15 protein-coding genes are annotated in these 13,589 nt (G+C 47.4%); 6 read left to right on the plus strand and 9 right to left on the minus strand.

Going from position 1 to position 13,589, the window contains the following annotated elements; translation table 11 throughout:
• The 4 genes from cydB (at position 1) to BUB37_RS15785 (ending at position 3,263) form a co-directional block, all read left to right on the plus strand.
• On the plus strand, positions 1 to 1,077 hold the full coding sequence (gene cydB / locus BUB37_RS15765) for a cytochrome d ubiquinol oxidase subunit II (protein ID WP_072994795.1): 1,077 nt from the start codon (positions 1 to 3) through the stop codon (positions 1,075 to 1,077).
• 34 nt (positions 1,078 to 1,111) lie between these two features.
• Entirely contained in the window at positions 1,112 to 1,672 is a 561-nt protein-coding gene (locus BUB37_RS15770) for a sugar O-acetyltransferase (protein ID WP_072994796.1), read from the plus strand.
• Positions 1,673 to 1,906: 234 nt separating this feature from the next.
• Entirely contained in the window at positions 1,907 to 2,659 is a 753-nt protein-coding gene (locus BUB37_RS15780) for a YoaK family protein (protein ID WP_072994798.1), read from the plus strand.
• A gap of 139 nt (positions 2,660 to 2,798) precedes the next feature.
• A complete protein-coding gene (locus BUB37_RS15785; RefSeq protein ID WP_072994799.1) occupies positions 2,799 to 3,263 on the plus strand; it encodes a GyrI-like domain-containing protein in 465 nt (154 codons plus the stop codon).
• 69 nt (positions 3,264 to 3,332) lie between these two features.
• Here BUB37_RS15785 and BUB37_RS15790 read toward each other — a convergent pair whose 3' ends face one another.
• Positions 3,333 to 4,472: a sialidase family protein gene (locus BUB37_RS15790; RefSeq protein ID WP_212635312.1), complete on the minus strand. Its 1,140-nt coding sequence runs from the start codon at positions 4,470 to 4,472 to the stop codon at positions 3,333 to 3,335.
• Positions 4,473 to 4,867: 395 nt separating this feature from the next.
• On the opposite strand from BUB37_RS15790, the gene hemN reads away from it, so the two are divergent.
• Both hemN and BUB37_RS15800 read left to right on the plus strand, forming a co-directional pair.
• Positions 4,868 to 6,220, plus strand: coding sequence for an oxygen-independent coproporphyrinogen III oxidase (hemN, locus tag BUB37_RS15795; RefSeq protein WP_072994801.1), 1,353 nt, complete (start codon positions 4,868 to 4,870; stop codon positions 6,218 to 6,220).
• 106 nt (positions 6,221 to 6,326) lie between these two features.
• Positions 6,327 to 6,782 (plus strand): pyridoxamine 5'-phosphate oxidase family protein, encoded by a 456-nt coding sequence (locus BUB37_RS15800; RefSeq protein WP_072994802.1) that lies wholly within the window; start codon positions 6,327 to 6,329, stop codon positions 6,780 to 6,782.
• Between the two features lie 19 nt (positions 6,783 to 6,801).
• On the opposite strand, the gene BUB37_RS15805 is transcribed toward BUB37_RS15800, so the two are convergent.
• From BUB37_RS15805 to BUB37_RS15840, 8 genes are all read right to left on the minus strand, one after another.
• Positions 6,802 to 7,506, minus strand: a complete 705-nt coding sequence (locus BUB37_RS15805; protein ID WP_072994803.1) for a sulfite exporter TauE/SafE family protein — start codon at positions 7,504 to 7,506, stop codon at positions 6,802 to 6,804.
• Position 7,507: 1 nt separating this feature from the next.
• Positions 7,508 to 7,951 (minus strand): FixH family protein, encoded by a 444-nt coding sequence (locus BUB37_RS15810; protein ID WP_072994804.1) that lies wholly within the window; start codon positions 7,949 to 7,951, stop codon positions 7,508 to 7,510.
• 8 nt (positions 7,952 to 7,959) lie between these two features.
• Positions 7,960 to 9,381 (minus strand): cytochrome c oxidase accessory protein CcoG, encoded by a 1,422-nt coding sequence (gene ccoG / locus BUB37_RS15815; RefSeq protein ID WP_072994805.1) that lies wholly within the window; start codon positions 9,379 to 9,381, stop codon positions 7,960 to 7,962.
• 79 nt (positions 9,382 to 9,460) lie between these two features.
• Positions 9,461 to 10,354, minus strand: a complete 894-nt coding sequence (locus tag BUB37_RS15820; protein ID WP_072994806.1) for a cbb3-type cytochrome c oxidase N-terminal domain-containing protein — start codon at positions 10,352 to 10,354, stop codon at positions 9,461 to 9,463.
• Positions 10,351 to 10,542 carry a cytochrome C oxidase subunit IV gene (locus BUB37_RS15825; RefSeq protein WP_072994807.1) on the minus strand — a complete coding sequence of 64 codons (192 nt, stop codon included), beginning with the start codon at positions 10,540 to 10,542 and terminating at the stop codon, positions 10,351 to 10,353. Before BUB37_RS15825 ends, BUB37_RS15820 begins: the two co-directional genes overlap by 4 nt.
• A 6-nt stretch (positions 10,543 to 10,548) precedes the next feature.
• Positions 10,549 to 12,747, minus strand: a complete 2,199-nt coding sequence (ccoN, locus tag BUB37_RS15830; protein ID WP_072994808.1) for a cytochrome-c oxidase, cbb3-type subunit I — start codon at positions 12,745 to 12,747, stop codon at positions 10,549 to 10,551.
• A gap of 2 nt (positions 12,748 to 12,749) precedes the next feature.
• Positions 12,750 to 12,953 carry a cbb3-type cytochrome oxidase assembly protein CcoS gene (gene ccoS, locus BUB37_RS15835; RefSeq protein ID WP_072994809.1) on the minus strand — a complete coding sequence of 68 codons (204 nt, stop codon included), beginning with the start codon at positions 12,951 to 12,953 and terminating at the stop codon, positions 12,750 to 12,752.
• A 137-nt stretch (positions 12,954 to 13,090) separates the two neighbouring features.
• The gene (locus BUB37_RS15840) at positions 13,091 to 13,576 is read right to left on the minus strand and encodes a DoxX family membrane protein (protein ID WP_072994810.1); all 486 of its coding nucleotides are present in this window, start codon (positions 13,574 to 13,576) and stop codon (positions 13,091 to 13,093) included.
• Positions 13,577 to 13,589: the final 13 nt, after the last annotated feature.

The raw sequence follows: 13,589 nt of genomic DNA on the forward strand, positions 1-13,589 counted from the left end.
ATGGAATTGTTCTGGTATATTATTTTAATGTCGATGTTGGCCATTTATGTCGTTTTGGACGGCTATGACTTTGGAGCGGGAATCGTTCATCTGTTCTTTGCCAAAACGGAAAAGGACAAAAAGGCGATCACTAATGCCATCGGCCCTTTTTGGGACGCCAATGAGGTTTGGTTGATCGCTGCCGGAGGGGTTCTTTTTTTCGCCTTCCCTACCCTGTACGCATCGTCGTTCAGTGGTTTTTACCTGCCCCTGATGATTATTCTGTGGCTACTGATCTTCAGGGCCATCGGACTGGAACTGAGGGGGCAGGTCCACAATACCATGTGGGAAGCCATATGGGACAAGGCCTTTGGCATAGCCAGTCTGTTGTTGGCGCTCTTCTTTGGGGTCGCCTTGGGCAATGTGGTCAGGGGGGTCAACCTGGGCAACGTCGTCGATGGTGTATCTACGCACGAAGCCCATTATTTCTTTTTGCCCCTGTGGAACCCCACCTTTAGTCCACATGCCGAAAGTTTGGGGGTCATCGATTGGTTTACCTTGTTGCTGGGGGTCATAGGTGTTGTCTCCCTCACCATTCACGGGGCCAATTGGATCATCTTCAAAACCAATTCCGGACTGAACGAACGATTGAAAAGAGTGGTTTTCAGCCTTAATATCGTCCTATTGCTTCTGGTGGTCGTTTCCCTCTTCGCATGGCACATCATAGAGCCGCGGCCCTTCCACAATTTCTTGGCCCATCCTTGGCTATGGGTTTTTCCCCTAACGGCGTTTACAGGCCTGTTCGGTCTGTTCAAAGTAAGGTCCTTTCAAAAAGACGGTATGGGCTTTTTGTTCTCTTCCCTGTTTTTACTGGGGGGACTGACGTCTACGGTCGCATCCATTTTCCCAAAGGTACTGCCCTCTACGAACTCCATCAACCCCGATTTGACCCTGTACAATGTCGCCGCCCACGAATACGGCCTGTCCGTAGGAGTGTATTGGTTCATTATAGCCGTTGTCTTAGTAGCCGCCTATATGTTTATACAATACAGGGTATTTAAAGGAAAAATGGACGATGTGGGATATGGGGAGCACTGACCCTACGTCCAGCCCCTACTATACATAAAAAATCATGACCGAAAAAGAGAAAATGCTCAATGGGGACCCTTACGATTCAAGGGACCCCGAACTCATAAAAACCTACCACAAGGCCCGAAAATTATTGAAAAGGTACAATTCACTCGATTCCGAGCTTTTACGGGAGAGGGAAGAGGTTTTGAGCGATCTCCTTGGGTCCAAGGAGGCGGGCGTTTGGATCGAAAGCCCTTTTTTCTGCGACTACGGCGAGAACATCTCGATCGGGGAAAACACCTTCGTGAACACCAACTGCATGTTTTTGGACAACAATAAGATCACGATAGGAAAAAACGGCCTGATCGCCCCTTACGTTCAGATCTATACCGCCAAGCATCCCCTAAGGGCATCGGAACGCATAGTGGATAGGCGCTATTTGACTTCCACCAAACCGGTGAGCATTGGAGACAACGTTTGGATCGGGGGCAATTCCGTCATCTTTCCCGGGGTGCGCATCGGCAACAACGTAACCATCGGCGCGGGAAGCGTGGTAACCAAAAACATTCCCGATAATGTCCTGGCTTTTGGCAATCCGTGTAAAGTACGGAGAGAACTCTAAAAAGAAGTAGATTTTGTACCGTCCATACAGACCCGTCAACATTATTTTCCATAATTTTGCCCCACAAATTTGCACATGGGCACCACCTCCAATAGTTCACCCCATAACAAAACACCATAAACCAAAAGATCATCATTGTACAATGTAACGTCGGCCACTTCCCTCCCCTTATTATGACAAGGCCAAATTGGAAACAAAAAAACGAAGTGGCACTTTTTGACCAACCGAACTAAAATGTTTAGACATCAAGGTAAAAGCAGGACACTGGAACACAATTTGCGCATTGCAACGGTTTTGTCGTTTGTGGCCGGAATTGTCAACGTTACGGGGTTCTTGGCCTTCAAACAACTGACCACCAACGTCACCGGGCATTTTGCCTTGTTCATCTACGATCTGGCCAATTTCGAATTTTGGAAGGGAACGGTTTATTTTCTCTATATCTTCTCCTTCCTTTTCGGCTCTTTTTCATCGAGCTTTTTGATCGAGCGGTACAGACAGAACAAACAACTTAACATCTTCGTCTTGCCCACCATAATCGAATGCTTGATCTTAACATCGATCGGCCTCTTCGGCAGTGTCGTTGAGACCCGATCTCCTGATTTGATCGTGTGCTTGCTGCTTTTCGCCATGGGCCTGCAGAACTCCTTTGTGACCAAACTATCGAATGCCGTAGTAAGAACCACGCACCTGACCGGTCTTTTTACCGATCTGGGCATTGATATTTCGCAGCTTTTTTTCCCAAAAACACATCCCAACCGCATAAAGATCAAGTCTAAAATTAAGCTGCGTATTTACATTATTTTGTTCTTTTTCGCCGGGGGACTGATCGGAGGCTATCTATACTCCAAACTGGACCTGGAGCTTTACACCTTGGTTTTCGGCGCCTTTGTTTTGTTACTGAGCTTGTTTTATGACGATATGAGGTACAGGCTCATAAAGACCAAAAGAAAATACAACCAAAGAAAAACCTTGCGAAACACCGTATAATACCAATTGCAGGAAAGACCAACGGTTGGCCATTCCACGCATATTTATTATTTTAGTACATACACGGATAGCCCGCTCGCTACAAGAATACCGTCGTCGATTTTTAAGATATTTATTTGTCTAACCAAGAAGGTTTGGTATGGAAAAAATAAGAAAACCCGGCTTTATGTTGGTGGGCCTTCAACTTAAAGACAAAACCACCAACAAAGACAACCGCTCCAGTGTCGATTGTGGTAACTTATGGCAGCAATTCGAAAACGATAAAATTTTCGATCTCGTCCCGAATAAGTTAAGCGACGAAATATATGCCGTTTACTACGACTATGACAAAGACGAAACAGAGGCATTTTCATACTTTATCGGTTGCAAGGTGGCCGAAGGAAGCGATTATCCGAAACACCTTAGCAGCCTAAAGATCCCGGGGCAAACCTATCATAAAATAACCGTAAGGGGCGTGATGACAGGATGTATTACCGATGCATGGATCAAAATATGGAACTCCGACCTCAAACGAAAGTTCGGATATGATTTTGAGGTATACGATGAGCGTAGCCAAGACTGGAACGATGCCGAATTGGACATCTACCTTTCTACCTTTGGATAGGCATGGAAGGTAAGGAACCGCCAAGGCAAGTTCCTCCCAAGGCCCCACACCACATTGACCCTGCCTACCCTACCGGCCCAGTTTTGACGGGTCTATAAGGATATACTTCACCGACTCCCTGTTGTAGGTATAGGTGGCATGCACGAGGCCATCGGCGGCCTGGATGATTGCCGGATAGGCATAGCCGTGTTCGGAAGCCTCATTTTCAATGGTCATTACCGGTGTCCAGTGTACCCCGTCCTCCGAAAGGGCCAGGTTCAACAAATCCCGTCCGCGGTTGGCCTTTGTCCTAAGTTTGTGGTTATAGATCAACAGGTGCCGCCCGTCCTTTAAGGTTACCGCATCCGTTCCCGAATTGGGATTGGGCAAATCGATGGCTTTGATCTCTCTCCAGGTTTTTCCGTTGTCGTTCGACCATGATTGGCCCAGGACGCCCTGTCTGGTACGGGCCAAGATCATCAGGCGGCCGTCCGGAAAATGAAGGATACTGGGCTGTATGGCGTCAAAGGCAACACCATCGTTAATGGGCCCGATTACCTCCCAGTTATTTCCCGAGGGGTCGGTCTTTTCGAAATGGACCCTCCATATTACTTCACCGTCCTCGATTCTTTCACTGCTTGACGGATGTAAGATGGTGCCATCGGGCAACTGAAACGGCTTGTTCTTTACCGGTCCCAACAAATGGCCGATCTTGTCGTTTTCTCCCAATTTTCGAGCATAGGACCAGGTTTTACCATCATCGTCGGAGGTCTTTACCATACCCCACCAGTCCCTCGGGTTCGGTCCTTCCTTATAGAACAAATGCAAGGGGCCCTCTTTGGGGAGAAAAAGAACGGGGTTCCAGGTGGCGTAGCGCAGGGTATCGTTATGAAAGCCGTTGGCCACTTCTACGGGGTATGTCCACTCCCCGTCTTGGTATCGCGATACCCTGATCCCAACATCGGGGTGCTTTTCATACGGACCTGCAAAAAACGCAGCCACGAGTCCGGAAGGGGTCTCGACTATCGTCGAGGCGTGTGCACTGGCCTCCGGTCTTTGGTCCAAGGGGTATATAAATTCGCGTTTAAGAAGTGCCCCCTGCCCTACTTTTTCAAGGGGAGGGATAAAAAATTTACCGGTGACATCGTTAGGCTTCCTATTGGGGTCCTGTCCATTGGCAAATAGGGTAAACAGGCCGGCGAACAGTATCGTTCGTACTATTTTCATCATAAGGCTATCTCGATTGTTGCCCCTGGCCAAGGCCTAGGCGTTATAAAGGTAAAATATACGAAAGCACTTGTATACCAAACTGCCTATTATTTCGCTTTTATACGTGGTTTTTTGCCCTATGTCGTAGCCTCTGGCTATGTACATCCAAGGCGATAAAGACAATAATCAATTTACAATCAATAACTTACCACATCCCCATACGCAAATTGACGTGTTCGACGGATTGGCGTTGCCCCAAACATAGGACAAGTAGTGCTTTTGCTCTTTCCGGTTCCTTCCCCACTCCTTGACCGCCCATTATACAAGGCAGGCCATGGCCCCTAAAATTCCTATTTTCTGACAAATATCATGTTTTGAAAAAGGCGCGTCGGGTAAGTTTGTGCAAAAACAAGTCTATGTGCCATCTGATTCAAAAATACAACGTTCCCGGTCCGCGATACACGAGTTATCCGACCGTACCCCACTGGAATACGGAGGAATTCTCGGGAAAGAAATGGATGACTACCGTTCAAAGGAGCTTTGAGGAAAGTAATACCGATGGTATAAGCCTGTACATCCACCTTCCTTTTTGCGAAAGTCTATGCACCTTTTGTGGATGCCACAAACGCATTACCAAAAGACATTCGGTCGAAGTGCCCTATGTCATGTCGGTACTCAAGGAATGGAAACTGTACTGCAAGGCCTTTTCAGAAAAACCACGGATAAAACAACTGCATTTGGGAGGCGGCACGCCCACTTTCTTTTCCATGGTAAACTTGAGCATGTTGATCAAAGGTTTGTTCGAAACCGCAGAACGGACCGAACACTTCGAATACAGTTTCGAGGGGCATCCGAACAACACGACCTATGAACAACTAGAAGGGCTGTACGAACTGGGGTTTACAAGGGTAAGCTTTGGTGTACAAGACTACAACCCTACCGTACAAAAGGCCATTAACCGCATTCAACCCTTCGAGAACGTAAAACGGGTAACGGAATGGGCCAAACACATTGGCTATACTTCGGTAGGCCATGATATTATATTCGGACTGCCCCATCAAACCCAAGAGCATGTGCGGCATACCATTGCCAAGACCAAGGAGCTGCTGCCCGACCGTTTGGCTTTTTATAGCTACGCCCACACCCCATGGCTCAAGGGCAATGGCCAAAGAGGCTATAAGGAAGAGGACCTTCCCTCCGCACAGGAAAAGCGAAACCAGTACGAATTGGGCAAGGCCCTGCTGTTGGAGCAAGGATATAAGGAAATAGGGATGGATCATTTTGCCCTTGAAACCGACAGTCTTTACACCGCAATGAAAAACGGCTCCCTGCATCGCAATTTTATGGGATATACCGAATCAAAGACCCAGTTGATGATCGGTTTGGGACTTTCGAGCATAAGCGATAGCTGGTACGGCTTTGCCCAAAACGTAAAAAGCCTAGAAGAGTACCAACACTTGGTAGACAATCATATCATACCTATTTACAGGGGGCATATCCTTTCGGAAGAAGACCAACTTGTCAGAAAGCACATCTTGAACTTGATGTGCCGTATGCAAACTTCATGGACCGACCAAGAAGCCCCCCTACTGTCGGCGTCCCAGGAAAGATTAAGAGGTATGGAAGAGGACGGCTTGGTGGTCTTGTCCCCGAAAAGCGTCCGGATAACCGAAAAGGGCAGGCCCTTTGTAAGAAACGTGTGCATGGCCTTTGATCAATACCTGCAACGGCAGTCACCGAATACCCGTGTATTTTCAATGACCGTATAGGCCCATTGCCCGGGCAGTACCCTATCTTTAATCACCGGCTGGTTTAATTTGGGCCAAGTTGTACAAACTTGTCTTAAATTAATATCTTTATTGAAATACCTTAGCCATGATAAAAAATTTGGAAATACAGCAATGCATACAGCTTTTGGGCAAAAACTACATTGCCCGTCTGGGCTATATCTACGGCTCGACCCCGCACGTTATACCGATCACCTATTTTCACGATGCCGAAGAAAAATGCATTATCAGTTATTCTTCGGAAGGCCATAAACTCGATGCCATGCGACGTTTCGATTCGGTCTCTTTACAAGTTGACGAGATAACCGACGTGCACCACTGGCAATCGGTACTTGTGCAGGGCAGGTTTCAGGAGCTTAAGGGGAGTACGGCCAAAAAGTACTTGCACAAATTTGCCGAAGGGGTACAACGGATCATCGAGGACCACGACGGCGACGCCAAGTTTATCAGTGACTTTTCGAGTCGGATATTCGGTAAGGAAGCCCCCGTGGTGTTCATTATCAGGATCAATGCGATCAATGGCAAGGAAAGGACCGGCAAATGACCCGGAGGTAAATAACGGATCAGTTACCACATTCCATCGTACTGGATACGGTCGGTGAAACGGGTGCCGGAGAAACATAGGGTATTCCCAGGCCCAAACCCCTTAAGATAAAGAGGGCCCCTACGATTACCACAAAAACGGGAATAAGCTTTTGTACCTTGTTACGCAATCCCCCCTGTAACAAAGTACTGAAGTAAACGGCAGCGGTCATCAAGGGTACGGTGCCCAGACCGAACAAGATCATATATAAGGCGCCCTGCCATGCACTGCCCATGGCTATCGAACCGAAAAGCCCCATATAGACCAATCCGCAGGGCAAAAAGCCGTTTAAAAATCCGATCGTAAGGAAGGTATCGGGCGATTTTTTTTTGAGCTCCTGGCCCAGTCTGCTCTTTACTTGGGATATCAACCTATAAATGGGCCTCGACACGTTATACTTGCCCAAGAGACGGGCCGGAACCAATACCAATACGATCATTACGATACCTATGGCAATCGAAAGGTTTTGCTGCATCCCAAAAACATAGAGTCCTTTGCCCAACCAACCGAAGACCAGGCCGATCAAGCCGTAGGCCAAAAGGCGGCCCAAATGGTAAATCGAGACTTGCCCGAACTTTTTAAAATTGTTGGTCCTGTCCACGGGCAGCATAAAGGCAATCGGGCCGCACATCCCCACGCAGTGCAAACTTCCCATCAATCCCAATATCAAAGCGGACAAGAACATACTAATAGGTCAAACTTTCTTTGTGCAGGTACGCTTCGCCATCGTACTCCCAAAATACCTTAATGTCCCAACGGCCACCTAACAAACGGTTGTCAGGTATAAGCAAATGTTTATTGGACAGACTTAAATCGAGGTCAAAATCCAAATGTTTATTAGATGGCCTATACAGGGACACTGTTCCTTTTATTTTGTTATATTCAAAGTCTTCCGGAAAGGTTAGGGTCAGCCCCTCGTCCGATTTCACGACCGAAATCCGCGCATTTTTGTTCGCGTTTTCCTCGGCATCGATTTCCTTCTGATAACCGAGTTCGTCGCGATAGTACTCTTCGGTGACCAAATCGTGGTTGGCCCGGTTATCGGTGCTCATCCGTACCACGAAAAACATAATGAACGATATAAATGCCACGAAGGCCAAAACGATTGCGGTTCCCCAGTTTATTTTCATGATTCCTTTTATTTATAGCTTCGGGGGCCTAAAAAGGCGGTCGTGGTCGTTTCGATCAAACGATCGCCACTGTACACCCCGATTTTTAATTTTTCCTTGTCGCTCTTTAATGCCGCTTGGTCAATTTCAATGAAAAGCGTTCCTTCGGCCAAATCTTGGGCGGGCACCACGAAAGCCTGCTTCCGTACCAATTCGATTTTTCCTTTATGGGACAGTAGCTTAAAGTTGACACTGTCTACATCGCGAACGGTCTTGTTCACCAATTTATAGGTATAGACGTTGCTGATAACATTACCTTCCTTGTGCTCGAACAGTTGCCCTGGCAAGCGTAAAATATTAGCCTCCAAATCGTTGCGCAAGAAGAGCATGCCCAACAAGATTCCCATAAGAATGACCAGAACGGCGGTATACCCCTTCAACCTTGGGGTAAAGGTAAATTTGGCCTTCTTTTCAATGTTGTCCTCACTGGCATAGCGGATCAAGCCCTTGGGCAGGTTTACCTTTTCCATGATGGTATCGCACTCATCGATACAGGCGGTACAGTTGACGCATTCCAATTGGGTTCCGTTTCTGATATCGATCCCTGTCGGACAAACGTTGACACATTGCTTACAATCGATACAATCGCCATAGCCCAAAGCGGCCCGGTCTTCGTTCTTGCGAAATTTCTTTCTGCCATTTTCGCCTTCGCCCCGCTTATGGTCGTAGGCCACCACGATGGATTTATTGTCCAAGAGAACGCCTTGCATACGCCCGTAGGGACAGGCAATAATACATACCTGCTCGCGGAACCAGGCAAAAACAAAATAGAACACCCCTGTAAATATCAACAGCGATACCATGGTGCTCAAGTGTGCCATGGGGCCGTCTGCTATGTAACTAAGTAGACGGTCACTACCTATCAAGTAGGCCAGGAACACATTGGCGATCAAGAACGAAATAATAAAGAAGACCGTCCATTTCAGCACTCTTTTACGGATTTTCTCGCCGTTCCAAGCCTGTCTATCGAGTTTGATCTGTGCGCCCCGGTCCCCATCGATCCAATACTCGATCCTTCGAAACACCATTTCCATAAAAATGGTCTGGGGGCACATCCATCCGCAAAAAATCCGGCCAAAGGCCACCGTAAAGAGGGCTATAAAGACCACGCCGATGATCATGGATATGACGACCAGGTGAAAATCTTGGGGCCAAAAGGGAAAACCAAAAATATTGAATCGGCGTTCAAGAACGTTGAACATGAAAAACTGGTTTCCGTTTACCTTTATAAAAGGGCCGGCAAACAAAATGGCCAATAGAAAGTAACTTACCAACTTGCGGTAGTTGTAATATTTGCCACTCGGTTTTTTGGGGAATATCCAGGCGCGCTTGCCCTCCTCGTTTATGGTTCCGATACTGTCCCTAAAATTCTCTTGATCCTGTTGTGCCATTTTAATCTGCCGTTGGAAAAAATCTGGTTTTAAAGGACAACGGACCCATAACAGATGGCCGTTGCCCGTTAATTAGTAGCTATTTGGCCGCGTCGTCTTCGGACGCTTCCCATAAATCGCCTTCCGGAGCCTTGGGGTTGGCAGGCGTAGTACCCTGAAAACTGAGTACATAACTGGCCACCTGGGCAATTTCCAAGGGTTTCAGGGTCTGTTTCCAGGCGATCATGCCCTTACCGTCCCTACCTCCTTCAGATATGGTATTGAAGACATTTTTGATGCCGCCGCCCAAAATCCAGTGCTGGTCCGTTAAGTTGGGGCCGATACCCCCACCGCCATCGATCATGTGACAGGCGACACAATTGCTTTCAAAAATGGTCTTTCCGGCCTTGAGGTCGCTGGCTTCCGTCAAGACCTCCACCGTACTGGCATCGACCAAGTCTTTGGCATTTTTCTTGTATTCCTCTATGGCCTGCTGTGCCATGGCCATTTCGGTCTCAAATTCCTCAAGCTGGTCGTAATCGTTGAAGACGTGGAACCTCAACAGATAGACTACGGCAAAGACGATGGTGGCATAGAACATATAGACCCACCAGGGCGGCAATTTGTTATCGAGCTCCCGTATACCATCGTAGTTATGGTCCAATATAATTTCACTCTCTTCCTCGACGGGTTTCGAACCCAAGAGTTTTTGGTATACCCTCTTGCCCCATTTCCATTCCCATTGCTTGCTTTTCGCCTCGAGGTAGCGTTCCTTGGCCTCTTCGGAAAGCGTCTGGTACATTACATTTTCAATGGCCTTCACGATCAAGGCGATGGCAATCAAAACCAATAGAACGAAGGCCATGAATATCTGTACCATGGTATACTCTATAAATGCCGGCTTTTCACCCGAATCGACATAAAACTCTACGATGCCGAGAATTACAAAAAAACTTAGGGGTATTATTATCCACCAGTTCGAACTGCTTTTCATAAGTCTAAATTTTGTTGGTTGTTATTATCTAGGGGGAGTTCGCTCATTTCCTGTACATGTTTTTTTGATGCGGTAAACACCCACCAGAACAACAGTATAAAGAAGACGAAGAATATAAGTAGGGAGAGCATGGGGTAAGTGGCGACCCCATCAATGCTTTCCATATGGCTTTTTACAAATTTCAGCATAGCGTGTTAGTTTTGTGATATTACTTCATCGGTTTCCTTGATTTTTATATCGGTGCCCAAGCGCTGTAAGTAGGCGATCAAGGCTACGATTTCGCGGTCTTTCATTTCTACGAATTCTTCCCCGTTTTCCCCGGCGGTCTTTTTATCGGCCTCATAACTTTTGGCAAAGTCGGGGTCGGAATACAGGTTCTGTTCTATTTTCGACGCCTGCTCGTCCATCAACTGTTCCGCATTTTCGATTTCCTCCTCGGTATACGGAACCCCAAGGGTAACCATGGCCCTCATCTTATCTTGGATATCACTTCGGTCGTGACGGTTGCGTACCAACCATTTGTACGATGGCATGATGGATCCCGAAGATGTGGTCTGCGGGTCGTACATGTGGTTCAGGTGCCAGTTGTCGGAGTACTTGCCACCGACCCGCAATAGATCGGGACCGGTTCGCTTACTTCCCCATAGGAAGGGATGGTCGTAAACAAATTCCCCGGCCTTGGCATATTCGCCATACCGCTCGACCTCACTTCTAAAAGGCCTTACCATTTGCGAATGGCAGCTTACACAACCTTCCCTGATGTAGAGGTCACGACCTTCGAGTTCCAACGGGGTATATGGTTTGACACTGGTTATGGTCGGTATGTTCGATTTGATCAAAAGGGTGGGTACGATCTGTACGATGCCCCCGATCAAAATGGCGATAGTGGCAAGAATGGTCAATTGGATGGGCTTACGTTCGATCCAAGTATGTAGCGTTTCGCCAGCCGTTCTTTTTTTGGAAACCTTGGCAAGGGCCGGTGCCTCTGCCAGTTCATCTTCGACCTTGCTTCCCGACCTGATGGTTACCACAACGTTGTAGATCATGGTACAGGCCCCGATAATGTACAGGCTGCCCCCGATGGCCCGCATCCAGTACATCGGCATAATTTCATTGACGGTCTCCAGGAAGTTACCGTATACCAAGGTGCCGTCCGGATTAAACTCCTTCCACATCAAGGCTTGGGTAAAGCCGGCCACGTACATCGGCAAGGTGTAGAGGATAATACCTAGGGTACCAATCCAAAAATGGAAGTTGGCCAGGCCTTGGGAATACAGTCTAGTCTTGGTCATTTTGGGCACCAACCAATAAATCATACCAAAGGTAAGGAAACCGTTCCACGCCAATGCCCCTACGTGTACGTGGGCAATGATCCAGTCGCTAAAGTGGGCAATGGCATTCACGTTCTTTAGGGAAAGCATGGGGCCTTCGAAGGTCGCCATACCGTAACCCGTAATGGCCACGACCATGAATTTAAGAATGGGGTCGGTCCTAACCTTGTCCCACGCCCCGCGCAAGGTCAACAATCCGTTGATCATACCTCCCCAAGAAGGGGCTATCAGCATTACGGAAAAGGCAACCCCCAAGTTTTGGGCCCAATCGGGCAAGGCGGAATACAGCAAGTGGTGCGGACCGGCCCAGATATAGATAAAGATCAAGGACCAAAAGTGTACAATGGACAACCTATAAGAGTATATAGGCCTATTGGCGGCCTTGGGAACAAAGTAATACATTAACCCAAGAAACGGGGTGGTCAAAAAGAAGGCCACCGCATTGTGCCCGTACCACCACTGTACCAAGGCATCCTGTACCCCGGCGTACACCGAATAACTTTTTAAGGCACTTACCGGAAGTTCCAGGTTATTGAAGATATGCAAGACCGCAACGGTAACGAAGGTGGCCAAATAGAACCAAATGGCCACATAGAGGTGACGTTGCCTTCTTTTCAACATCGTTCCGATCAAGTTGACACCGAAGGCCACCCAAACCAAGGTAATGGCAATATCAATGGGCCACTCCAGCTCGGCATACTCCTTCGTGCTCGTATACCCCAAGGGCAAGGTAATAGCTGCCGCCACAATTATGGCCTGCCAACCCCAAAAATTGAAATTGCTCAGGAAGTCACTGAACATCCGGGCCTTGAGCAGGCGCTGGGTCGAGTAATAGACCCCCGCAAAGATGGCGTTCCCCACAAAGGCGAAGATTACCGCATTGGTATGCAAGGGGCGCAAACGCCCAAAACTCAACCACGATATACCGTCGGTCAAATTGGGAAACATGAACATAAAGGCCAACAAAAGGCCTACCGACATGCCCACGATGCCCCAAAACATCGTGGCGTAAAGGAATTTTTTTACAATCTTGTTATCGTAATAAAATTGCTGTATCTCCATAGTTATTCGTTTAGTTGGATAGCTTCTTTTTGTTTACATTTCTTTTTTTCGGAAGGTGTTTTGATCAATTCGTCCTCGAAAAGCATTCGAACCGAAGGTGTGTAGTCATCATCGTACTGGCCACTCTTTACCGAAACGATAAAGGCAATGAAGAACAGGACCGCTACGGCAAGGCTGATGGCCAACAATACATAAATAACACTCATACCTACCTGAATTTGGGGGTAAAACTACGGTGTCTGGCCGCTATTAAATATGACTTATATCAGGTTTTGAAAATTCTCTTAAATTTTCCTAACAACAACACACAAACACCTGTAAACCAACATTATAAAAACCACAATCACCAAAAACATTTTCGGTTATCACGGGGTGGGGCGCCCCAGTCGGCCGCCTTAGTTTTTTTGCCCCTTGGGTAGATAGTAAAAAGGGCGGCCACAATGACCACGTTTTTGATCACATATTGCCCGAGCAAGGTAGGCACGAAGGGGCTATGGGAAAAAGAGACATCGTTCAGGATAAGCAGCGTGGAAAAAGTACACGCCATATGCCCCAAAGCTACGAACAAGGTCTGCTTTCTAAAGAGATCCAACAACAAAAACAAGCCGATCCCCACTTCCAAAAAAGCCAGAAGCAGAATGGACAGATATGGGGGAATGAGGCCAAAGGTAAGCGACGCAATGGTCTCTTGGGCCAGTTTCTCGGCCGGACTCAAGTCGTTAAAAAACTTTAAGGAACCAAACCAGAGATAAACAATGGCTATCGAAACCTGAAGTAAGGAGATTTTTCCAAAGTGTTCGCTTATTGGCGAGTTGTTTGAAGTTGGCATATATTCTTAAATG

This window comes from Pseudozobellia thermophila (assembly GCF_900141855.1).
GTDB lineage: Bacteria > Bacteroidota > Bacteroidia > Flavobacteriales > Flavobacteriaceae > Pseudozobellia > Pseudozobellia thermophila.